Annotated in this window: 25 protein-coding genes; 16 read left to right on the top strand and 9 right to left on the bottom strand. The window is 33.0% G+C overall.

Features of this window, described 5'->3' with window-relative positions; genetic code table 11:
- Positions 1-74: 74 nt before the first annotated feature.
- Positions 75-1367: an aminopeptidase P family protein gene (locus HNV08_RS01770; protein ID WP_173279390.1), complete on the top strand. Its 1293-nt coding sequence runs from the start codon at positions 75-77 to the stop codon at positions 1365-1367.
- Positions 1368-1418: 51 nt separating this feature from the next.
- Here the strand turns inward: HNV08_RS01770 and HNV08_RS01765 are convergent, their stop codons facing one another.
- From HNV08_RS01765 to HNV08_RS01755, 3 genes are all read right to left on the bottom strand, one after another.
- Complete coding sequence (locus HNV08_RS01765) at positions 1419-2747, bottom strand: aspartate kinase (RefSeq protein ID WP_173279389.1); 1329 nt, start codon at positions 2745-2747, stop codon at positions 1419-1421.
- Between the two features lie 105 nt (positions 2748-2852).
- Positions 2853-4160, bottom strand: coding sequence for a branched-chain amino acid transport system II carrier protein (locus HNV08_RS01760; protein ID WP_173279388.1), 1308 nt, complete (start codon positions 4158-4160; stop codon positions 2853-2855).
- The gene (locus HNV08_RS01755) at positions 4160-5725 is read right to left on the bottom strand and encodes a serine hydrolase (RefSeq protein WP_241697156.1); all 1566 of its coding nucleotides are present in this window, start codon (positions 5723-5725) and stop codon (positions 4160-4162) included. The genes HNV08_RS01760 and HNV08_RS01755 overlap by 1 nt, the downstream gene beginning before the upstream one ends.
- 83 nt (positions 5726-5808) lie before the next feature.
- On the opposite strand from HNV08_RS01755, the gene HNV08_RS01750 reads away from it, so the two are divergent.
- From HNV08_RS01750 to HNV08_RS01740, 3 genes are all read left to right on the top strand, one after another.
- A complete protein-coding gene (locus tag HNV08_RS01750) occupies positions 5809-6585 on the top strand; it encodes an alpha/beta fold hydrolase (protein WP_173279387.1) in 777 nt (258 codons plus the stop codon).
- A gap of 77 nt (positions 6586-6662) precedes the next feature.
- Positions 6663-6905, top strand: a complete 243-nt coding sequence (locus HNV08_RS01745) for a hypothetical protein (RefSeq protein WP_173279386.1) — start codon at positions 6663-6665, stop codon at positions 6903-6905.
- Between the two features lie 80 nt (positions 6906-6985).
- Positions 6986-7216, top strand: a complete 231-nt coding sequence (locus HNV08_RS01740; protein ID WP_173279385.1) for a CXXC motif containing zinc binding protein — start codon at positions 6986-6988, stop codon at positions 7214-7216.
- Here HNV08_RS01740 and thiL read toward each other — a convergent pair.
- Positions 7200-8252 (bottom strand): thiamine-phosphate kinase, encoded by a 1053-nt coding sequence (thiL, locus tag HNV08_RS01735; protein ID WP_173279384.1) that lies wholly within the window; start codon positions 8250-8252, stop codon positions 7200-7202. The genes HNV08_RS01740 and thiL overlap by 17 nt on opposite strands.
- Positions 8253-8543: 291 nt before the next feature.
- Between thiL and HNV08_RS01730 the strand changes: the two genes are divergently transcribed.
- From HNV08_RS01730 to sufD, 6 genes are all read left to right on the top strand, one after another.
- Positions 8544-8783, top strand: a complete 240-nt coding sequence (locus HNV08_RS01730) for a hypothetical protein (RefSeq protein ID WP_173279383.1) — start codon at positions 8544-8546, stop codon at positions 8781-8783.
- 132 nt (positions 8784-8915) lie between these two features.
- Positions 8916-9245 (top strand): HesB/IscA family protein, encoded by a 330-nt coding sequence (locus HNV08_RS01725; protein ID WP_173279382.1) that lies wholly within the window; start codon positions 8916-8918, stop codon positions 9243-9245.
- Between the two features lie 98 nt (positions 9246-9343).
- Positions 9344-10792 (top strand): Fe-S cluster assembly protein SufB, encoded by a 1449-nt coding sequence (gene sufB / locus HNV08_RS01720; protein WP_173279381.1) that lies wholly within the window; start codon positions 9344-9346, stop codon positions 10790-10792.
- A 21-nt stretch (positions 10793-10813) separates the two neighbouring features.
- Positions 10814-11224, top strand: a complete 411-nt coding sequence (locus HNV08_RS01715) for a hypothetical protein (RefSeq protein ID WP_173279380.1) — start codon at positions 10814-10816, stop codon at positions 11222-11224.
- Between the two features lie 4 nt (positions 11225-11228).
- The gene (gene sufC / locus HNV08_RS01710) at positions 11229-11981 is read left to right on the top strand and encodes a Fe-S cluster assembly ATPase SufC (RefSeq protein WP_173279379.1); all 753 of its coding nucleotides are present in this window, start codon (positions 11229-11231) and stop codon (positions 11979-11981) included.
- A gap of 163 nt (positions 11982-12144) precedes the next feature.
- Positions 12145-13458, top strand: coding sequence for a Fe-S cluster assembly protein SufD (sufD, locus tag HNV08_RS01705; RefSeq protein WP_173279378.1), 1314 nt, complete (start codon positions 12145-12147; stop codon positions 13456-13458).
- A gap of 37 nt (positions 13459-13495) precedes the next feature.
- Here sufD and HNV08_RS01700 read toward each other — a convergent pair whose 3' ends face one another.
- Genes HNV08_RS01700 through HNV08_RS01685 form a run of 4 tightly spaced genes read right to left on the bottom strand, consistent with a single transcriptional unit; the run spans position 13496 to position 16092 of the window.
- Positions 13496-15151, bottom strand: coding sequence for a serine hydrolase domain-containing protein (locus tag HNV08_RS01700; RefSeq protein ID WP_173279377.1), 1656 nt, complete (start codon positions 15149-15151; stop codon positions 13496-13498).
- A complete protein-coding gene (locus tag HNV08_RS01695) occupies positions 15145-15318 on the bottom strand; it encodes a hypothetical protein (protein WP_173279376.1) in 174 nt (57 codons plus the stop codon). Before HNV08_RS01695 ends, HNV08_RS01700 begins: the two co-directional genes overlap by 7 nt.
- 10 nt (positions 15319-15328) lie before the next feature.
- Positions 15329-15757: a thioredoxin domain-containing protein gene (locus HNV08_RS01690; RefSeq protein WP_173279375.1), complete on the bottom strand. Its 429-nt coding sequence runs from the start codon at positions 15755-15757 to the stop codon at positions 15329-15331.
- 2 nt (positions 15758-15759) lie between these two features.
- Positions 15760-16092: a PadR family transcriptional regulator gene (locus HNV08_RS01685; RefSeq protein WP_157364886.1), complete on the bottom strand. Its 333-nt coding sequence runs from the start codon at positions 16090-16092 to the stop codon at positions 15760-15762.
- Positions 16093-16213: 121 nt separating this feature from the next.
- Here HNV08_RS01685 and HNV08_RS01680 point away from each other — a divergent pair, with 121 nt between their 5' ends.
- The 6 genes from HNV08_RS01680 to HNV08_RS01655 all read left to right on the top strand — a co-directional run bounded on the left by HNV08_RS01680 (position 16214) and on the right by HNV08_RS01655 (position 20808).
- Complete coding sequence (locus tag HNV08_RS01680; protein WP_173279374.1) at positions 16214-17428, top strand: aminotransferase class V-fold PLP-dependent enzyme; 1215 nt, start codon at positions 16214-16216, stop codon at positions 17426-17428.
- A 45-nt stretch (positions 17429-17473) separates the two neighbouring features.
- Positions 17474-18301 carry an META domain-containing protein gene (locus HNV08_RS01675; RefSeq protein ID WP_173279373.1) on the top strand — a complete coding sequence of 276 codons (828 nt, stop codon included), beginning with the start codon at positions 17474-17476 and terminating at the stop codon, positions 18299-18301.
- 33 nt (positions 18302-18334) lie between these two features.
- Positions 18335-18757, top strand: a complete 423-nt coding sequence (locus tag HNV08_RS01670) for a SufE family protein (RefSeq protein ID WP_173279372.1) — start codon at positions 18335-18337, stop codon at positions 18755-18757.
- Positions 18758-18824: 67 nt separating this feature from the next.
- On the top strand, positions 18825-19151 hold the full coding sequence (locus HNV08_RS01665; protein ID WP_173279371.1) for a DUF59 domain-containing protein: 327 nt from the start codon (positions 18825-18827) through the stop codon (positions 19149-19151).
- A 74-nt stretch (positions 19152-19225) separates the two neighbouring features.
- Positions 19226-19732 carry a DUF2480 family protein gene (locus tag HNV08_RS01660; protein WP_173279370.1) on the top strand — a complete coding sequence of 169 codons (507 nt, stop codon included), beginning with the start codon at positions 19226-19228 and terminating at the stop codon, positions 19730-19732.
- A gap of 131 nt (positions 19733-19863) precedes the next feature.
- Positions 19864-20808, top strand: coding sequence for a DUF3078 domain-containing protein (locus tag HNV08_RS01655; protein ID WP_173279369.1), 945 nt, complete (start codon positions 19864-19866; stop codon positions 20806-20808).
- Between the two features lie 76 nt (positions 20809-20884).
- Here the strand turns inward: HNV08_RS01655 and hflX are convergent, their stop codons facing one another.
- Positions 20885-22096: a GTPase HflX gene (hflX, locus tag HNV08_RS01650; RefSeq protein WP_173279368.1), complete on the bottom strand. Its 1212-nt coding sequence runs from the start codon at positions 22094-22096 to the stop codon at positions 20885-20887.
- Positions 22097-22111: the final 15 nt, after the last annotated feature.

Genomic DNA, 22111 nt, shown 5'->3' with positions numbered 1-22111 from the left:
CGGTTTTGTTTGTTTATTTTTGGGAAATACAATGAGATTCCCGATTTCTCGGGAACTGAAAATAAATTTTTCTGATGAAATACGATTTAATAGACTCAAAACTCTTTATAAAAAACCGTAAAAACTTTGCTTCTCAAATGAAGCCTAATAGCTTAGCTGTATTTAATTCTAACGATATTTATCCCATTAGTGCAGACAGCACCATGCCTTTTGAGCAGCACAGAGATATTTTTTACCTCAGTGGTGTTGACCAAGAGGAAAGTGTTTTGGTGTTGTTTCCAGATTGCCCAAACGAAGATTTTAAAGAAGTTTTATTTGTAAGAGAAACTAATGAACATATCGCTATTTGGGAAGGCGAAAAATTAACTAAAGAAGCTGCTTTTAAAACTAGTGGAATTAAGACGGTTTTATGGCTACAGGATTTAGAAAAAACAATCGCTGAACTTTCTACCTATTGCGATACATTCTACATCAACACTAACGAACATTACAGAGCTAATGTACAAACTGAAACTAGAGAAGACCGTTTTACAAAATGGTTATTGGCTAAATATCCTGCGCATAGTGTAGCAAAAAGCAATCCCATTTTACAACGTTTACGTTCTGTAAAAGACCAGATTGAAATAGATTTAATGCAACACGCTTGTAATATCACTGAAAAAGGTTTTAGAAGAATTTTACCATTTGTAAAACCTGGTGTTTGGGAATATGAAATTGAAGCTGAATTATTACATGAATTTGTTAGAAATCGTTCTAAAGGATTTGCATACACACCAATTATTGCAAGTGGTAATAACGCTAACGTTTTACATTATATTGAAAATAACCAAGAATGTAAAGCTGGCGATTTAATCTTATTTGATATTGCTGCAGAATATGCCAATTACAAGAGTGATTTATCGCGAACGATTCCAGTTTCAGGAAAATTTACAGACCGACAAAAAGCGGTTTATAATGCTGTAAATCATGTTAAAAAAGAGGCTACAAAATTATTAGTGCCTGGTACGTTGTGGAAAGCATATCACGTAGAAGTTGGTAAGATTATGACAGACCAATTATTAAACCTTGGCTTATTAGACAAAGCAGATGTACAAAATGAAGACCCAAAATGGCCAGCTTATAAAAAATATTTTATGCATGGTACAAGTCATCATATTGGTTTAGATACACACGATTATGGTTTACTACATGAGCCTATTAAAGCCAATATGGTATTTACGGTAGAACCTGGCATTTATATTCCTGATGAAGGTTTTGGTATTCGTTTAGAAGATGATGTGGTTGTACAAGAAAAAGGCGAACCATTTAATTTAATGGGAAATATTCCTATTGAAGCAGAAGAAATTGAGGATTTGATGAATGCTTAATTCGAATTAATAACAAAAAAAGGCGCTTTTTAAAAAGCGCCTTTTTTTTATTTATAACTCTACTGTGGTAGACTCAAAAACGTAACGTTGTAACTTCTGCAAGGTTTCTAACTTATCACTAGTATTGACTAACAATGAAATGTTGTTATTACTTCCACCATACGCGATCATACGCACATTAACATCTTGGAGTACTTGAAAAAGTTCAGGTGTATCCGGATGATAAATGATATGATTTCCAACTAAACAGACAATACTCATAAAATCGTCAACTTCAACCGTTGCAAATTTCTCTAGTTCTTCTGTTATAGCTTCTAAATGGGTTGTGTTATCAATAGTCAACGACACTGCAATTTCAGAAGTGGTAATCATATCTATAGACGTTTCGTATTTCTCAAAAATTTCAAAAACTTTCTTTAAAAATCCGTGTGCCAATAACATACGTACCGACTTAATTTTTATTGCTGTAATTCCGTCTTTTGCTGCAATAGCTTTTATGCCTTCGCCATGAATTTGATTCGTTATTAAGGTACCATGTGCGTTTGGTGCCATTGTATTTTTTAATCGCAAAGGAATATCTAAATTACAAACAGGCATTACAGTTTGTGGATGCAGAATCTTAGCGCCAAAATATGCCAACTCAGCGGCTTCGTCATAAGATAAATGCGACAATGCTTTAGTATCATTTACAAAACGAGGGTCATTGTTATGAAAACCATCAATATCTGTCCATATTTGAACTTCTTCAGCTTCAACTGCAGCACCAATAATAGTTGCTGTATAATCACTGCCACCACGTTGTAAATTTGCAATATTTCCATCAACATCTAGACAAATAAAACCTTGTGTGATATAAACATCAGCTTCATTTTGGTCTTCCATTAAACGTTCTAAATTCTGTTTGATGTAGAAATTATCAGGCTCATTTGCTCTATCAATTCTCATAAATTCTAAAGCAGGTAAAAGCCCAGCACTCACACCATGTTGTTGCAACAACTTACTGAACATATAGGTTGAAAGCAATTCTCCATTGGCTACGATTGAATTATGAAGTAATTCGGAATGCGACTCAGCCGCATTATCTAATAAAGTCACAAAAATAGAATTGACATAATCAATAACATCTTTTTGTAAACCATTATCTTGTATTAAACGAGAAACGGTTTCTTTATAGGTGTCGTGTAATTCTATAATCTGTTTTTGGGCTAACTCAGTATTCCCTTCTTTTATTAAATCGGAAATTCCGACCAAAGCATTAGTCGTACCAGACATTGCAGATAGCACCACAATTTTTTTGCCATTAGTACCAATGATATCTTTTACATGATTCATGTTCTCTACCGAACCCACAGAAGTACCTCCAAACTTATATACTAACATAACTTTTTAAATTTTTAGAGGACAAATGTAAAGTCGACATTTGTAATAAACATAAAAATTAAAAAAATAGTTGCTTTTTACACAAAATGTTAATTATATAACAAATTATCTTTTAAAAAATTTATTATTCTGAATAATAGCGGTTGCTAAAAACGACATTACAGCAGGTAAAACCCATCCTAAACTATAGTTTGCAAAAGGAATATAGCTGGTTATTGATTTTAATCCTTCTGAAGGGCTCATAAAACCGACTACATCTGGAATACTAAACAAAAATGTAATGCCCACTACAACTCTAAAGACTAAAGATGTTGCTAATTTTTGAGGTAACACATTCAATAAAATTAAGACTATAGTAATAGGATAGATTAGTAACAAAACTGGTACAGCCACAACAATTATAGAATTAAAATTTAATTGACCAACACCAACACCCAAAACACATGCTAATATCGCAGTGATAATATACACCAACTTAGAGTCGTTAAGCAAACCTTTAAAATAATCTGCTGTACCTGCAACAATACCAATAGCTGTTGTAAAACACGCCAAAGAAATAAGAATGCTTAAAACCGTATTCCCAAATTTACCCAAAGACGAAATACTAATAGCGCGCAATAAGTTTGCACGTTGCATATCATTACTCAATTCTCCGTTAACCGTAATATCTGAACTGTAATAAGCACCAATAGCAATTAATCCAGCATAAATCATAAAGAGCCCTAAACCTGCGATAATACCAGATTTTCTAATTAGTGTACGTTTAAACTCATAGGCTTCAACAGCCATATTATCAAAATTTAAAGATACAATGATAACAGCACCAACAACGACTGCACCAATAGCATCAAAGGTTTGATACCCTTCTAATATTCCAGTAACAATTGGTGTTTCAAATTGTGAAATTCCTGTATTAAATTCTGAAGAAAATAAGGCAATACTAATAACAGCCATTAACATAATGACGATAAATGGCGTTAGAAATTTTCCGATAAGATTTAATATTTTAGAACGATTAAGCACAAATACTAATACTAAGGAAAAATAGATGGCACTAGTTAACAACGGACTTGTCCCAAAAGCCGGAAAAACCGCAATCTCATGAGTCGCAGCCGCTGTTCTTGGCGACGGAATGGCCACAGCAATCACATAAATTAAAATACAATAAATTAAACTAAACGTAGGCGATACTTTTTTCCCGAAATCAAACAACGTTCCTTGAAGTCTGGCATGTGCTAGTATGCCGAAAATAGGAATAACTACTGCAGTAATCATAAAACCTATAATAATCAAAAACCAATCACTACCAGCTTTATAACCTAATAATGGCGGAATTAATAAATTACCTGCACCAAAAAACAAGGAAAATAATCCAAAGCTAGTGACTAATAATTCTTTGCGTTTTATATCCACTATTTGGTCTTCTTGAGTTTTAAATCTTCAAAATCGAAGCTAAAATCTGTAATTGGTGCAATGTATTTCATAGTCGCAGAAACAGCTTCTTCATTTTCATTGAACGTAAACTTAACATACACGTCTGCATCATAACTTCTATCGTTCCATTTCGCAACAAAAGTTGTCGCATTTAATGGTAATAATTGGCCAAACAATCTCGATGAACGCTTACTCTTTATAGTATAGCCTTTTTTTGCTTCGTGCGAAATTATCACATCTCCAAACCAATCATCTGTATATGTACCAACTATATGTTCTGGTTTTGGTAAGGTTTTAAGTTTTTGCGCTTTATCTATTTTAGTGTAAACATCAGCTTTTAAACTATCATTATATTTTATATAATCTGCATTTCGTTTTCCGTATTTCTCCAACCAATTTCGGTTTTCATAACCTAAATACGCATCCTTAATTGTATTTGTTATGGTATTAAACGCAGAACCATTCATTTGATTGGTTAATACTACAATCCCTAAATCTAAATCTGGAATCATGGTAAACTGAGTTACGGTACCTAACAAACCACCTGTATGATACACTTGTTTGTGTCCGCCTTTTACATCAGTTAAAAACCAACCTAGTCCATAACCTTTAAAATTAGAATTATAAGAATCGTTAGGATACACATTTAATGGTGTTTGTAATTGCCATAGTTGATGAAACTGTTGCTCACTTAACAAACGCTCTCCGTTTTTGGTAACTGCGTCATTCATTAAAAATTCTGCCCAAGTTAACATGTCTGGCACGTTGCTTACTATACCACCTGCAGCATTAGCGGTTTCACTCCAATCATGCGGAATTTGTACAACCTTTCCTTCTGCCATAGTGTGCGCATCAATAATATTAGATTTATCTGTAACCCTGTTGTAAGATGCTTTACTGCTTATCATCCCAACCGGTTTCATGATTTTTGTCTCTATAAATTCTTCCCAAGACAAACCACTTACACGTTTAAGAACTTCGCCTGCAATAATGAACATATTGTTATTGTATGCAAATTTGCTTCTAAATGAGGTTTCAGGCTCTAAGTGTTTTACATTATTAATAATGTCTTCAACTTTAAAATCACTGCCTTCCGGAAAAAACATTAAATCGCCAGCACCTAAACCCATTCCGCTTCTATGTGTTACCAAATCTCTAACCGTAAAATTTTCCGTCACCCAAGCATCGTGTAATTGAAATTCTGGTATATGTTTTCTAACCTTATCATCCCAATTTAGTTTTCCTTCATCAATTAACATTGCTAAAGCAAAGCACGTAAAACCTTTACTGTTAGATGCAACTCCAACTAAGGTTTTATCGTTCATATCCTTTTTATTGGTTAAGGAACGTACACCATGTCCTTTTGAGTACACCACTTTTCCATCTTTAAATACACCAACGGAAATACCAGGCACATCAAACGTTGTTAATGTTTCGGCTATAAGTTTATCTAACTGCTGCTCTTCAATTTGAGCATTTAAAAATAAGGTTGAAGCATATAAAACTGCGACTAAAAGACGTTTTAACACCATTGACTTTTTCATTTATTGTGATTATTTTCAAAGATAGTAAAATGTTATATGGCAATTTTAATACAGAAAACAATTGCATAATTTATCTTTGCCAAATGATACTAAATTACAAGAATAGCACTATAAACTACACCGTTTCTGGAAAGGGAAAAACCATAGTATTACTACATGGATTTTTAGAAACACTAGACATGTGGAATGATTTGGCACTGATATTATCTAAATCTAACCAAGTCATTTGTGTAGATTTACTAGGTCATGGTAAAACCAATTGCCTAGGCTATATCCATAGTATGGACGCTATGGCAGAAGCTACATTTGCCGTTTTAGACCATCTCAACGTTAAAAAGTCTCACGTTATTGGTCACTCAATGGGTGGCTATGTAGCCTTAGCTATGGCCAAAATGAAGCCAGAATTATTTATGGGTCTTTGCTTAATGAATTCTACTTTTGAAGCAGATGACGAAGACAAAAAGGCAATTAGAACAAGAGCCAACGAAATGGCAAAAACCAATTTTAATAACCTGGTAAGTATGTCTTTTGCTAATTTGTTTTCTAAAGAAAGTAAAGTGAACTATCAATCCGCATACGAAAACGCACTAAATATTGCGCTAAAAACTACGGTTCAAGGTTATATTGCTGCTTCTGAAGGCATGAAAATAAGGCCTAACTATTTTCACGTCTTTAAAACATTAAAAGCAAAAAAACTAATCATTATAGGTCGAAAAGATCCATTAATTAATGTCGAAAAAATAAAAACTACAATTGCCAATACCGATATTAGTTGTGAAGAACTTTCCGAAGGACACATGAGTCATATTGAAAATAAATCAGAATTATCTGACATTTTGTTGCGTTTTGTCGAAAAATAATTCCTTTTAACGTTTTGGCATTACTATTTTCATAAGTTTACAATCCCAATTAAAAAAGAATTTGTAAACAATTTATTATGAAACCTACAAAATTATATTGCGATTTATTTGGTCATAACTATAAATTGACCAAAAAAGTAACCAACCACGTAAAAGAATACACATGCAGTTGCTGCAAAAAACAGCTTACTACAAGTAGTAATGGTAAATTAACAGAATTAACAGCAAAGCGTCAGGAGATCAATTTGGCTTTAGAACGTATTTACAACAATAGAATGATGCGTTTACAGCAAAAATTAATCAGTTCGTCGATTTATTAAATGTTAACAACTTATTGACAACTTAATTTCATATATTTCTAGCCCTCATTATGTATAAATCCCTCTAGAACTAGAAATTAATGAAACACGTTTATTGCTCATTATTTGGTCACGACTATAAAGTCTCCAAAAATGTTACTTACCATGTCAAAGAATACAAATGTAAAAATTGTAAATCTGAAATGACTATAGATGGCAATGGCCATTTTATTCCGTTAACACCAAAATTCAAAGAAATTAATGCTGTGTTACACAGAGTTCACAACAAGCGTTTAGAAAAAGGACGTAAACTTTTTATGATTGATTTTTAAGAGCATTCCAACCTTTAGCAATAATAGGTATTTTTTCTTCTGCTCGAGTCACTAAATGCATACCGCGATCTTTCTCGGTAATATAACCGATAACTGTTAAGTTTGGATTCCCTTTTATTTTTGGATAATCTGCTTGAGAAACAGTCATTAACAACTCATAATCTTCACCACCATTTAAGGCAATAGTTGTACTATCTACATTAAATTCTTCGCAAGTTGAAATGACTTGAGGATCTAAAGGAATTTTATTTTCATACACATCAGCGCCAACTTTACTTTGCTTACATAAGTGTATTATCTCAGATGATATGCCGTCACTAACATCTATCATACTCGTAGGTTTTACCTCTAGTTCTTTTAACAATTCAACAATATCCTTTCGTGCTTCAGGCTTTAATTGTCGCTCAATGATATAGGCATACATTGATAAATCAGGTTGATTATTAGGATTAACTTTAAACACCTCTTTTTCGCGTTCTAACACTTGTAATCCCATAAAAGCACCACCAACATCACCTGTCACAACCAACAAATCATTTGGCTGTGCACCAGATCTTAACACTTCTTTTCCTTTTTCAACCTTACCAATAGCAGTTACAGAAATTATTAAACCAGACGTTGAAGAGGTCGTGTCACCACCAACAACATCTACATTATATACTTTTGCCGCAGTGGTAATACCAGCATACAATTCCTCTAGAGCTTCTAATGGAAAACGATTAGAAACAGCAATAGATACTGTAACCTGCGTAGCTACAGCATTCATCGCATATATATCTGATAAGTTAACAACAATAGCTTTATACCCTAAATGTTTTAACGGCGCATAACTTAAATCAAAATGCACACCCTCTACCAATAAATCTGTAGAAACCACAATTTGACTTTTACCAAAATTTAAAACTGCAGCATCATCGCCAATGGCTTTAACAGTAGATTTTTGAGTTATTTTAAAATGGTCCGTTAAATGTTCAATGAGTTTAAATTCTCCTAATTCACTTAATGGCGTTCGCTTTGGGTTTTTATCTTCAATCATGGTGCAAAAATATTATGCTTTTTTTTAATACTAACGCATTAATAACAAAATTTATAACGCAAACCACATTTATAAACCAATTTCACAATTGACTCACGTATCAAACACTTTTATAAAACACACTTAAACGGTTGCATGGATTGGACTTTATGCATTATTTTCATCATAAATTCTTTGCTGCTTTCCGAACAAACCGAACCCACAGCGTGCATTTCATCGAAAAATACAGTATTTTAACTTATTTTAAAATTCATTTTTTAAATTGCTAATCCCAAGTTATTTTATATTATCATGAAACCTACCTCAACAGACCTTTTACCCTGTGCAGTTTTTGGGCACAATTATGTGAGATCTAAAACAAACATAGACTACTCCATAGAACTCACTTGTACGCATTGTGACGCTGTTGTTATTACCGATTCTCAAGGAAATTTTGAAAATAACACCGTAAACAACACGCAACTGAAAGATACACTTCAAGAATTATATAGGCTTACAAAACGAGTCACCAAATCAAAGGTTTCCTCTTAATCCTAAATTACTCATTACACTAGTATAGGCAAATCTTATTAAATCATATACTAATATAATGTTAGTGCCTATGGTTTAACCTTTGTTATATTGTATATTTGCAATCTATTTAGAACTCATCTAATAAACAATATGATTAAAGTCTCTGATCACGCAAAAAAGAAAGTCATGGAATTGATGACCGATGATGGCTATAACCCAAGCACTGACTTTGTTAGAGTAGGTGTAAAAAGTGGTGGTTGCTCTGGTTTATCTTACGATTTAAAATTTGATAAATCACAAGCAGAAGAAGATAAAGTATTTGAAGACAATGGTATTAAAATCATTGTAGACAAAAAAAGTTTTCTTTACCTAATAGGCACAACGCTAGAATATTCAGGAGGATTAAACGGAACAGGGTTCGTTTTTAACAACCCAAATGCAAATCGTACGTGTGGTTGTGGAGAGTCATTTTCACTCTAAATAATTAAATTTAAACGCTATATCGAAAATGATAAATACAAATAAAGTACCTCATGTAACTTTGTAACTATTTATCGTTTCAACATTATATCAATTTTATGTCAAAATATACTGAAGACGATCTTAGAGAAGAATTAAAAACCAAAGAATACGAATATGGTTTTTTTACAGATATTGAATCTGAAACATTCCCTATTGGTTTAAATGAAGATATTGTTCGTGCCATTTCTAAAAAGAAAGATGAACCAGAGTGGATGACCGAATGGCGACTAGAAGCTTTTAAAGTATGGAAAGAAATGGACGAGCCAGAATGGGCTAACGTTCATTACCAGAAGCCAGACTTTCAATCTATAGCCTATTATTCTGCTCCAGTAGCAGTAGATCCCAATAAAACACTAGACGATGTAGATCCCGACCTTTTAGCCATGTATAAAAAGCTTGGAATTTCTATAGATGAACAAAAAAAGATGAACAATATTGCTATGGATATTGTGGTGGATTCCGTTTCTGTAGCAACAACATTTAAAAAAACATTAGGAGAAAAGGGGATCATTTTTATGAGTATCTCTGAAGCAATAAAAGAACATCCTGAGTTGGTTAGAAAACATCTTGGTACCGTTGTACCTCAAAAAGATAATTTCTATGCTGCCTTAAATTCGGCTGTATTTAGTGATGGTTCTTTCTGTTACATTCCAAAAGGTGTAAAATGCCCAATGGAATTATCTACATACTTTAGAATTAACCAAGCTGGTACAGGTCAATTTGAAAGAACACTTGTTATTGCAGATGAAGGCAGTTATGTCTCTTACCTAGAAGGTTGTACAGCACCAAGTAGAGACGAAAATCAATTGCATGCAGCTGTGGTAGAACTCATTGCATTAGACGATGCAGAAATTAAATACTCTACAGTTCAAAACTGGTTTCCTGGAAATGCAGAAGGTAAAGGTGGTGTTTACAATTTTGTAACCAAGAGAGGGCTTTGCGAGAAAAATGCAAAAATTTCTTGGACACAAGTAGAAACAGGTTCTGCCGTAACGTGGAAATATCCAAGCTGTGTATTAAAAGGCGATAATTCAGTTGGAGAATTTTATTCTATTGCTGTGACTAATAATTATCAGCAAGCCGATACTGGTACTAAAATGATTCACTTAGGTAAAAACACAAAATCAACAATTATCTCTAAAGGAATTTCGGCCGGAAAATCTCAAAACTCATATCGAGGACTTGTACAAATTAATCCACGTGCCGAAAATGCTCGAAATTTTTCACAATGTGATAGTTTATTAATGGGTAATGAATGTGGTGCACACACGTTTCCATATATAGAAGCTAAAAATAAAAGTGCCACCATTGAGCACGAAGCAACAACAAGTAAAATTGGAGAAGACCAAATTTTCTATTGCAACCAACGCGGAATTGATACTGAAAAAGCAATTGCATTAATTGTAAATGGCTTTAGTAAAGAAGTGCTTAACAAACTACCAATGGAATTTGCAGTTGAAGCACAAAAACTATTAGAAATAAGCTTAGAAGGTTCAGTAGGATAAATAATATTAAAGATTTTTAAAATGAAAAAAATCAACATTATTATACTTATGACATTAGTTCTGTTCTCATGTAAAAATGAAACGAAAAACACATCTATTGATTTAGAAGAAAACAGAGCAAAATCTTACGATGAAAATGACGGTTACATTACCATGAAAGGCGAATATGTATATTTTGGAGATGCTGCGGTTTTACAAACAGCAAATGATATTTATGGTGTAGTTATCGATGAGAATTTACATGTATTAGAACAACAAGTAACCGCATTTAAAAAGGAAGCAACAGATATGGTTCCGGTTACCGTTAGAGTCAGAAAATTTAAAAAACCAGAAGGCGAGGAAGGTTGGCCTTTTAGAGTTGAAATAAAAGAAATATTAAAGGTGGAAGCACCAAACCCAGATTCACAAGACGTTATAAAATTAGCAAAATAAGATTATGTTAAAGATCAATAACTTGCACGCAAGTATAGAAGACAAAGCCATATTAAAAGGTATTAATCTCGAAGTAAAACCAGGAGAAGTTCACGCTATAATGGGACCAAATGGTTCAGGTAAAAGTACGTTAGCTTCGGTTATTGCTGGTAAAGAAGAATACGAAGTTACAGAAGGTTCTATTGAACTAGAAAACGAAGACATTGAAGAATTGGCAGCTGAAGAACGTGCACACAAAGGTATTTTCTTATCCTTTCAATATCCTGTAGAAATTCCTGGAGTTAGTGTCACTAACTTTATGAAAACTGCTATTAACGAAACACGTAAGGCTAAAGGTTTAGAAGATATGCCTGCAAAGGATATGTTGAAAATGATTAGAGACAAATCTGAGCTTTTAGAAATAGACCGTAAGTTTTTATCGCGCTCTCTTAACGAAGGATTTTCTGGTGGAGAAAAGAAGCGTAACGAGATTTTTCAAATGGCCATGTTAGAACCAAAATTAGCCATCTTAGATGAAACGGATTCTGGTTTAGATATTGATGCGCTTCGTATTGTAGCAAACGGTGTCAACAAATTGAAATCTAAAGACAACGCTGTTATTGTAATTACACACTACCAACGTTTATTAGACCATATTGTACCTGATTTTGTTCATGTTTTATACAACGGAAAGATTGTAAAATCGGGAGGCAAAGAATTAGCACACGAGTTAGAAGCTAAAGGCTACGATTGGATTAAAGAAGAAGTAAATGCATAGCGCTTTGCGCTAGTTGCAGTATTCAGTTGCAGTTTGCAGATGCTAACTCAAAACTGATTACTCAAACGCATTGTTATTTCTTATAATTATAAATAGTGAACAAAAGTTTGCAGCGAGATTTTTCTAACTGCATACTGAAGACTAAGAACTGAAGACTTAAAAAATGAGTTTAAAAGAAAAATTAGTATCGTCATTTATGGCATTCGAAGACACAGTAGATGTGCACTCTTCCATACATGATATTCGTACTGAAGCTATAAAAACGTTTGAAACAGAAGGATTTCCTACTAAGAAATTAGAAAATTGGAAATACACCTCATTAAATTCTGTTTTAAAACACGATTATAGTGTGTTTCCAAAAAATGAAAATGCACTAGAATTCAAAGACATTAAGAAGTATTTTATTCATGAAATTGATGCTTACAAAATCATTTTTATCGATGGTAAATATTCTTCGCATTTGTCGCAAACTACACATGATGGTTTAGATGTTTGCCTCATGTCTGCAGCGTTAACTAAGCCAAAATACAAAGTAATTATTGATAATTATTTCAATAAAATTGCATCAAAAGACGGTTTATCATCTCTTAATACGGCGTTTTCTTATGAAGGTGCTTACATCAATATTCCAAAGAATAAAGTTGTAGACAAACCCATACAAATTATTCATTTCTCAACAGGAAATGAAGCTGCAGTCATGTTACAACCACGTAACTTAATTGTAGTGAATGAAAATGCACATGTTCAGATTATAGAACGTCATCAGAGTTTAACTGACAATCCTGTTTTAACCAATTCTGTAACTGAAATATTTACAAATAAACGTGCTATTGTCGATTATTACAAAATTCAGAACGATAAGCAAAGTGCGTCATTAATTGACAACACGTACGTAAATCAGAAACAAGAAAGTTTAGCTAAAGTGCATACCTTTTCTTTTGGTGGTAAATTAACAAGAAACAATCTTAATTTCTATCAAAACGGAGAACGTTTAGATTCTACCATGAAAGGGATTACCATTATTGGAGATAAGCAACATGTAGACCACAATACGTTAGTACATCACATTGAGCCAAATTGCGAAAGCCATCAAGATTACAAAGGTATTTTTGATGATAACGCAACCGGAGTTTTTAACGGTAAAGTTGTGGTGGAAAAGTTAGCGCAAAAGACCAATGCATTTCAGGCCAACAACAATGTTTTATTAAGCGACAAAGCCACAATTAATACCAAACCACAGCTTGAAATTTTTGCAGATGATGTAAAATGTTCTCATGGTTGTACCATTGGTCAGTTAGATGAAAGTGCGATGTTTTATTTACGCTCTAGAGGAATCCCAGAAAAAGAAGCCAAAGCATTATTAATGTTTGCGTTTAGTAATACCGTTTTAGATTCGGTTAAAATTCCTGAACTGAAAAATAGAGTTACTAAGATTATTGCTAAAAAATTAGGTGTTAATCTTGGGTTTGATTTATAAGTCTCGAAAAAAATTAAACTAGAAAAAGGACTGCTATTTAGCGGTCCTTTTCTTTTTTAAATACAATGTCTTTCACAGTCCCATCACAAGATAAGAGCATGCCTGTTACTTCATTATTAGCATCCTTTACAAAGCGATATAAGGTTCTATCGTTGTTTCCAAATTCATTTAACTGAACTGGATGTAAGTTTATATCTTCATTACCAACAAAAGATAGTTTAAGCTTATTATCTTCTTTAAAAAAATGGTATGTTACTTCTAATTCTTCAGAATAAAAATTACCTTCAAAATTTGAGACTTCAACGGTTTTAGCATCAATAAATTTAGCCTGTTTAAAATAAAAAGGTGTGCCACCAAATGAGATAATCATATCGTGAGATGCAGATGGCGAAAAATCATATTTTACATTCTGGCTTTGGGTTCTATGAAACTTATTTTGGTCGTATTGCACAAGAGCAGCCGCAGTTCTTCCCATAGAACCAACGGATTTTAGCGTGTCGTTTTCAACAAATATTTTCATAGTCATATCGCTATTGATTTCTTTGTATTCGCCAATAAATTCATCAAGATTTTTAGGTTGAAATGAAGTTTCCTTTTGGATTTCATTTTTAATATTGTTAGCATCTTCCATCAAGACATCTAAAATTTGATATGCTATTCTTGGCGCATCAATATCTTGTGCATTGGTTAAAACAATGATTCCTATATCTTTTTCAGGAACCGTAATAAGTTGAGACCGTCCACCAAATCCAAATCCGCTGTGATTTAAAGTTTCATAACCTTTATAATTATCCACCATTAATCCACGTGCGTAATTTGCCTTCTTGCCTGAAATTAGAGTTTCCGTTGTTTTTAAAAATTTCGCTAACGATCTAAATTCTACAATTTGGCCATTCAGCATTTGCATCCAAATAGCCATATCATTAACGGAAGAACCCATGCTTCCTGCGCCATAACTCAACTGATTATTGGTATTAAACCTATAACCATCTTGATTTCTTTTATAACCAACAGCTTTATTTTTTATAGGTTTACCGTGTTCAACCCTTACAAACGTTGAATTCATTTTTAATGGATTCAATATTTTGAGTTTTAAATATGCGTTAAGATTTTGCCCGGAAATACGCTCAATGATAATAGCTAGTAAATTATAATTGGTATTAGAATAGCTGACTTTTTCGCCAACTAAATGGTTTAAATTTTTCTGCCTAATGGCCAATTCTAAAACGGTATTGTTATCGTAATATTTAGCATCATAATCAAAACCAGCCAAATACATTAACGTATGATAATTACGAATACCACTGGTGTGATTGAGCAAATGTTTTATTCTAACGGTGTCTTTGTACTTCGGAAATTCTGGCAAATAAATTCTAATATCATCATCTAAACTAATTTTACGGTCTTGGACCAAAGCCCAAATTGCTGAGGCCGTGAATTGTTTCGCTATCGATGCTAAACTAAAAACGGTAGAATCTGAATTCTTAATGTTATAATCTAAATGTGAAAGTCCAAAGCCTTTAGAGTAGACACTTTGGTTTTTATTAATCACTTTTACGCTCAAACCTGGCGTATCGTTAGAAACATAAGATGTCAATAATTCATCAATTTTTTGATGTATATTGTTTTGAGCTGTTGCACTTAAAAAGAGTAACCCACAAACCAATAAACAGGTGTTTCTTAAGTTTAACATTGCTTGTATTTTTGATAAAAATAGGTTGGAATCAATCCGAAATTTAGAAACAGAAATCCAACAAAAACAATAATACCTCTGTATGGCCACGTCAAAAACTCAAACATAGCACCAATGCCGAGAATAAAAAATGTAATAAATCCGAGGATATAAAATGATTTTTTCATGATAAATGATTTAAGAATATTTGTGAATCGATTTTTTATAGGCTGCATAAAAATGAACAGGCAGTATCACTAATACAGAAACTGCAATTGCACCAAGTAAATAAGCATTTGCATAAGGCCATTGCATCATTTGAAAAACTAAGCTAACTACTAATAACAGAATTACTAAAAAGCCTGCAGTGAATTTCACCTTATTTACAGTAATAATTTCTTTAGCTAATTTTTGATGATTGGTTTCTAATTGTAAGTTCTTAAAACTGGCATAACCACCAAATTTTTGCAAAGCTTGTTGGTATAACCCATTAAAATCATCAGAATCTTGATTTTCAATATAGGTGCAAATATGGTCTAGCAAATCCTCTCTTAAATCAATATTTTCTACACCATATAATGATAAACTATTCTCAATGAACGTAATATGTTTTTCTGTTAATTGCATACTTAAATTGGTTTTGGGTTAAATATGAGGTGTAGCGTTTCTATAAAATCATTAATTTCTTCGGTTACGGTGTCCACCATTTTTTTACCTTCATTGGTCACCTTATAATATTTCCTTACGCGCTTACCAATAAATACTTTTTCTGTTTCTAAAACTTTTTTCGCTTCGAGTTTATGTAAAATAGGATATAAAGCACCTTCAGAAATATCTATTTTACCTGAGGTCATCTTTTTTACTTCTTGCGTAATCTCGTAACCATACATTTTTCCCTTATTATTTATCACGGTTAAAATGATTGGTTGCAACGTTCCTTTTGTTAATTCTTTGCTATACATAATGCAAATATACATTTTATTAAAATGTATACAAATAAAATGCTTAATAAATTTAATGCTTACCGATTCGTTTTTCTTTAAGCACATTGCGTTGTATCTTTGTCATTAGCAATTTTAGATAATGTTAGACGTACAAAACATAAGAAAAGATTTCCCAATCCTTAACCGAACGGTTAATGGGAAACCGCTCATATATTTCGATAATGCGGCCACCTCGCAAACACCTCAACAGGTTATTGATGTAATTGTAGATTATTATACAAATTACAATGCCAATATTCACAGAGGTGTACATAGTTTAAGTCAAGAAGCTACAGATGCTTATGAGCAAGCACGTATTAAAATTCAAAAACATTTTAATGCTAAACATCCTCACGAAATCATATACACGTCTGGCACCACGCATAGCATTAATTTAGTCGCTAATGGCTTTTCTTCTTTATTGAAAAAAGGCGATGAAATTATTGTGTCAGCATTAGAACATCACAGTAATATTGTGCCTTGGCAAATGCTTTGTGAACGCACAGGCGCGAGTTTAAAAGTGATTCCTATGAATGAAAATGGCGAATTAATGCTTTCAGCATTTGATGCGCTTTTAAACGACAACACCAAATTGGTTTTTGTTAACCATATTTCAAATGCTCTAGGCACCATAAATCCTATTGAATATATTATAGACGAAGCACATAAGGTTAACGCAGCTGTTTTAGTAGATGGTGCCCAATCGTGTCCGCATATAAAACCAGATGTTCAAGCTTTAGATGTTGATTTTTACGTCTGTTCAGCGCATAAATTATGTGGCCCAACAGGTGTTGGTATGCTTTACGGAAAAGAAGAATGGTTAAACAAATTACCACCTTACCAAGGAGGTGGCGAAATGATTGCAGAAGTTTCTTTTGAAAAAACCACCTACGCAGCCTTACCGCATAAATTTGAAGCAGGTACACCAAACATTTGTGGTGGTATTGCCTTTGGCGCTGCCATTGACTATATGAATGCCATTGGTTTTGACAACATTGCCCAATACGAACATGAACTTTTAGAATACGGAACTGAACAGTTACAAAAAATAGACGGTTTAAAAATTTACGGCACTGCAAAAGAAAAAACCTCTGTAATTTCGTTTAATGTTGGTAACATTCACCCTTATGATATTGGCACTATCTTAGATAAAATGGGAATCGCTGTACGTACAGGTCATCATTGTGCACAACCGATTATGGATTTTTATAACATTCCAGGAACCGTTAGAGCATCCTTTATGTTTTACAATACCAAAGAAGAAATTGACAGCTTTATTTCAGCCTTAAAAAAAGCAATAATGATGCTATCTTAAACTTTGGCATTAAATGTGTAACTTACCATAATAAACACTTTATAGATGAAAATTTTACTAAGTTTATTTATGCTTTTAACGACATTGAATTCTTGTGATTCATCTAAAAAAGCAATGGAAAACAGCAAAAAAATGGAAGACTCACTTTCTGGCACGTACTATATCACACAACTTGGAGACACAGACGTATCTAGTAATAAAATAACAATAACCTTTGATACCACAACAAACAAGGTCACAGGTTTTGCAGGTTGTAATCGTTTCTTCGGCAATTATTTGTTAGAAAATAACACTATAACATTTAGCCAGATAGGTGCATCTAAAAAACTATGTCCAGGTTCAGCATCTGTATCAGAACGTCATTTTTTAAAAGCCTTAAATACGGTTAACACATTTTCAATTAAGGATAATATTTTAACATTTTTAGATCAGGAAACCACTTTAATAACAGCAACAACTAGTCAAGTTAGTTCTCAAAAAAGTGCTAAAACAAACACTGATATAGATTATAAAACAGTGGTGAAATACACAACAAACTCAAAACTTACATACGATTTTGTCTCAATTTCAAAAACTAATGTCTTCATATCTCAAGATAAAAATCTAATTGAGGTAGATAAATTTCATACAGAACAAAAGGATTGGAAAGAAATCAATCAACTCATTGATAAAATAGATATTGAAGCCATTCAAGATTTAATTCCACCATCTACAAATCATCAATTAGATGGCGCATTGCACGCTTCCTTAGCGATCATAGTTGGAGATGTAGAATATAAAACCCCAACTTTTGATCATGGCAATCCACCAGAAGTCATATTAGCTTTAGTTAATAAAGTGTTATCCATTAAAGAAAACACTATTAAAAAGTAACGATTTTGTAATTTTGCTAAAAAGAATGAGACTATGACTATTGAAGAAGTACAAAATGAAATTATTGACGAGTTTTCTATGTTTGAAGATTGGGAAGAACGCTACCAATACATGATTGACCTTGGGAAAGACTTACCTTTAATTGAAGACAAATACAAAACCGAAGATAACATTATTAAAGGCTGTCAAAGTAAAGTCTGGGTTCATGCTAACATGCAAGATGATAAAGTTAACTTTACAGCAGACAGTGATGCTATCATTACAAAAGGTATAATTGCTATTTTAATTAGAGTATTTTCTAATCAACACCCAAAGGATATTCTTGAAGCTAACACGGACTTTATTGATCAAATAGGACTAAAAGAACACTTATCACCAACACGCGCAAATGGTTTGGTGAGCATGATAAAGCAACTAAAATTGTATGCAATCGCATATCAAACACAATTAGGTTAATAGAAAAATTTTAAGCATATAGTATTCAGAACATTATTTAAATACTACTCTTAAAAAAATAAGAATTATGAGCGACACAACTATAGATACGGCAATATTAGGTGAAAAAATCCTAAGAGTTTTAAAAACCATTTACGATCCTGAAATTCCAGTAGATATTTACGAACTAGGATTAATATACGATGTTTTTGTAAACGAAGATTTTGAAGTAAAAATCTTAATGACACTCACAACCCCAAACTGTCCTGTTGCAGAAACGCTTCCCTTGGAGGTTGAAGAAAAAGTAAAATCTCTTAATGAAGTAAAAAATGCTGAAGTAGAAATTACGTTCGATCCACCTTGGTCGCAAGACTTAATGAGTGAAGAGGCTAAGTTAGAGCTAGGAATGTTATAGAAATATCCTAACCTTAAACAGATCTAATTTACTTTTGCAGTCGCAAAATGTAGTAACCCTTTTTATTTGAATCTATGGAAGGAGAAATAATTAACAGAGTTGCCAATAGCAAGCTAAAAGTCCTTGACTTAGAGGATTATTACCCAACAGGAAACCGTATCCTTTTTGACATAAAAGATTGGTTATTTGAAGGTTTAGTGCTTCGCGAAAAAGAATTTAGGGTCTTTGTATCTAACCATAATTGGTCACAATACCAAGATTGCTATGTTGCGCTGCATTGTTCAACCGATGCTATAATACCTGATTGGGCATATATGTTAATTTCTTTAGAACTACAGACCTATGCCAAGCTGGCTATAATCGGTTCTTTAGAAAACTTAGAATCCATATTATATACTCAAATAATTTCAAATTTAGACCTTACCGAATATAAAGATCTTCCGGTAATTATTAAAGGATGCTCACACAAGCCTGTACCTGCAAATGCATTAGTATTACTGACTCAAAAATTAAAGCCATTGGCAAAATCCATTATGTTTGGAGAAGCCTGTTCTGCAGTCCCTTTATTTAAAAAACGTTAAAATATGTGACCTAACAGAATTGTTAGTGTCTTAATTTATGGTGATTTAAATTAAAAACAATAAACAAAATCTAATAATCACTTATATTTGCAAATTAATAACAAACCTAAATTATTAAATTTTAATCCATTATGAACAAAAAATTATTTTTTTCCCTCCTACTTCTATTTGCAGTTACAACAATTGCATTTGCCCAAACAAAGGAAGAATTAGAAGCTCAAAAAGCTGAGAAACAAGCAGAAGCGGACAAGTTTCAGGGAGAAGCAAACGCATTGCAAGCACAAATAGATGCCTTACCAGGCTGGAGAACAGGAGCTTTCGGTACTATTGGTGGAAGCTTATCAAATTTTAGCAACTGGTACGGACAAGGTACTCCAGATTTATCTTCTGGTAATTTCGGAATTACTTTCAACGCATTTGCTAACAAAATTGAAGACAAATATTTTTGGAGAAACTCTTTATTAACCAATTTAAATTGGATAAAGTTTGACGACAAAAATGATGATACCGATGAAGATGACTTCAAAAACGGAACGGATGTCTTTAATATCTCGTCACTTTACGGTAGAAACATTAGTAAAACTTGGGCTATTTCTGGTTTAATGGAATACAGAACAACTATATTAGACAACTTTAACGATCCAGGATATTTAGATGTTGGTGTTGGTGCTACATGGACACCAATTGAAAACTTAATTGTTGTTATACACCCATTAAACTACAACTTTGTATTTGCTGATAATGATTCTGTTTTTGAATCTTCTATGGGTGCAAAAATCGTAGCAGATTATACAAGACAAATTGGTGCTATTAACTTTAAAACTAACTTCTCTACTTTCCAAAGTTACGAGTCTAGCGACTTATCTAACTGGACATGGACAAACTCTTTTAGTTATACATTATGGAAAATGATTGGTGTTGGATTTGACTTTGGCTTAAGAAGCAACAAACAAGAAGCGCTTAATTATGCATTAGGCGAGTGGGATTCTACTGGTACAGATGCAGAACCTACATTTGACAATCTTGATAACAAATTACAATCTTATTACACATTTGGTTTAAGCTACAAGTTTTAAGCTAAACACAATATTTTATAAAAAAGAGGTCTTATAATTAAGACCTCTTTTTTGTTTGTATAACTGCTATCTGTACTTATTCTATATCCTCAACATCTGGATATAAGAAATGGTTATACGGAAAGCGTGTTACATGTATTTCTCTAACCTCTTTATAAACGCGTTTTCTAAACTCGTCCATATTTTCCTTATTAATAGCCGAAATAAATAAAGCGTTATCACCTACTCTATTCATCCAAGTACGTTTCCATTCTTCAATAGAATAATTTGCTTCAGTACGCTCTGCAATTAAATCATCGTCATCAAAAGGTTCTGGCTCATAAGCATCGATCTTGTTAAACACCATTATAGTTGGCTTATCCTTACTTTTAATATCATCTAATATTTGATTTACAGAATCTATATGTTCTTCAAAGTTGGTGTGCGAAATATCAACAACGTGTAATAATAAATCGGCCTCACGTACTTCATCTAAGGTACTCTTAAAAGACTCTACCAATTGCGTTGGTAATTTTCTAATAAACCCAACTGTATCACTTACCAAAAATGGAAGATTTCCAATAACCACTTTTCTTACCGTTGTATCTAAAGTTGCAAACAGTTTGTTTTCGGCAAAAACATCACTTTTACTAATGACATTCATTAATGTAGATTTCCCAACATTAGTATAACCAACTAATGCTACGCGCACCATTTTACCACGATTACCACGTTGCACTGCCATCTGCTTATCTATAGTCTTAATCTTAGACTTAAGTAATGCTATTTTATCACGGACTATACGTCTATCTGTTTCAATCTCAGTTTCTCCAGGACCACGCATACCAATTCCTCCTTTTTGACGCTCAAGGTGCGTCCACATACCCTTAAGTCTTGGCAATAAATATTCGCATTGCGCCAGTTCTACTTGGGTTCTAGCATAACTCGTTTGTGCACGTTGCGCAAAAATATCTAAGATTAAATTAGTTCTATCTAATATTTTGCAATTTAATATCTTACTTATATTGCGTTCTTGCGCAGGTGATAATTCATCATCAAAAATTACGGTACCTACTTCATTATCCTTAACAAATTTAGTGACGTCCTCCATTTTCCCAGTACCAATAAAGGTTTTAGGATTAGGCATACTCATTTTTTGAGTATAGCGCTTTACCACTTCTCCTCCTGCTGTAAATGTTAAAAACTCTAACTCATCTAAATACTCCTTAGACGTTTCCTCATCCTGGTCTTGAGTAATTATACCTATAAGAACAACTTTCTCTAAGGCAATATCTTTTTTCTCTATCATAAAATTATTAAAGTA

The sequence above is a fragment of the Winogradskyella eckloniae genome, from assembly GCF_013249045.1.
Classification (GTDB): Bacteria; Bacteroidota; Bacteroidia; order Flavobacteriales; family Flavobacteriaceae; genus Winogradskyella; species Winogradskyella eckloniae.
The sequence above is the reverse complement of the archived record's forward strand: the minus strand, read 5'-3'. Positions and strand labels throughout refer to the sequence as shown.

Coding starts and splice junctions, on each gene's coding strand:
- HNV08_RS01770 (WP_173279390.1), top strand. CDS start 75: ATGAAATACGATTTAATAGACTCAAAACTCTTTATAAAAAACCGTAAA.
- HNV08_RS01765 (WP_173279389.1), bottom strand. CDS start 2,747: ATGTTAGTATATAAGTTTGGAGGTACTTCTGTGGGTTCGGTAGAGAAC.
- HNV08_RS01755 (WP_241697156.1), bottom strand. CDS start 5,725: ATGAAAAAGTCAATGGTGTTAAAACGTCTTTTAGTCGCAGTTTTATAT.
- HNV08_RS01750 (WP_173279387.1), top strand. CDS start 5,809: ATGATACTAAATTACAAGAATAGCACTATAAACTACACCGTTTCTGGA.
- HNV08_RS01745 (WP_173279386.1), top strand. CDS start 6,663: ATGAAACCTACAAAATTATATTGCGATTTATTTGGTCATAACTATAAA.
- HNV08_RS01740 (WP_173279385.1), top strand. CDS start 6,986: ATGAAACACGTTTATTGCTCATTATTTGGTCACGACTATAAAGTCTCC.
- thiL (WP_173279384.1), bottom strand. CDS start 8,252: ATGATTGAAGATAAAAACCCAAAGCGAACGCCATTAAGTGAATTAGGA.
- HNV08_RS01730 (WP_173279383.1), top strand. CDS start 8,544: ATGAAACCTACCTCAACAGACCTTTTACCCTGTGCAGTTTTTGGGCAC.
- HNV08_RS01725 (WP_173279382.1), top strand. CDS start 8,916: ATGATTAAAGTCTCTGATCACGCAAAAAAGAAAGTCATGGAATTGATG.
- sufB (WP_173279381.1), top strand. CDS start 9,344: ATGTCAAAATATACTGAAGACGATCTTAGAGAAGAATTAAAAACCAAA.
- HNV08_RS01715 (WP_173279380.1), top strand. CDS start 10,814: ATGAAAAAAATCAACATTATTATACTTATGACATTAGTTCTGTTCTCA.
- sufC (WP_173279379.1), top strand. CDS start 11,229: ATGTTAAAGATCAATAACTTGCACGCAAGTATAGAAGACAAAGCCATA.
- sufD (WP_173279378.1), top strand. CDS start 12,145: ATGAGTTTAAAAGAAAAATTAGTATCGTCATTTATGGCATTCGAAGAC.
- HNV08_RS01700 (WP_173279377.1), bottom strand. CDS start 15,151: ATGTTAAACTTAAGAAACACCTGTTTATTGGTTTGTGGGTTACTCTTT.
- HNV08_RS01695 (WP_173279376.1), bottom strand. CDS start 15,318: ATGAAAAAATCATTTTATATCCTCGGATTTATTACATTTTTTATTCTC.
- HNV08_RS01690 (WP_173279375.1), bottom strand. CDS start 15,757: ATGCAATTAACAGAAAAACATATTACGTTCATTGAGAATAGTTTATCA.
- HNV08_RS01685 (WP_157364886.1), bottom strand. CDS start 16,092: ATGTATAGCAAAGAATTAACAAAAGGAACGTTGCAACCAATCATTTTA.
- HNV08_RS01680 (WP_173279374.1), top strand. CDS start 16,214: ATGTTAGACGTACAAAACATAAGAAAAGATTTCCCAATCCTTAACCGA.
- HNV08_RS01675 (WP_173279373.1), top strand. CDS start 17,474: ATGAAAATTTTACTAAGTTTATTTATGCTTTTAACGACATTGAATTCT.
- HNV08_RS01670 (WP_173279372.1), top strand. CDS start 18,335: ATGACTATTGAAGAAGTACAAAATGAAATTATTGACGAGTTTTCTATG.
- HNV08_RS01665 (WP_173279371.1), top strand. CDS start 18,825: ATGAGCGACACAACTATAGATACGGCAATATTAGGTGAAAAAATCCTA.
- HNV08_RS01660 (WP_173279370.1), top strand. CDS start 19,226: ATGGAAGGAGAAATAATTAACAGAGTTGCCAATAGCAAGCTAAAAGTC.
- HNV08_RS01655 (WP_173279369.1), top strand. CDS start 19,864: ATGAACAAAAAATTATTTTTTTCCCTCCTACTTCTATTTGCAGTTACA.
- hflX (WP_173279368.1), bottom strand. CDS start 22,096: ATGATAGAGAAAAAAGATATTGCCTTAGAGAAAGTTGTTCTTATAGGT.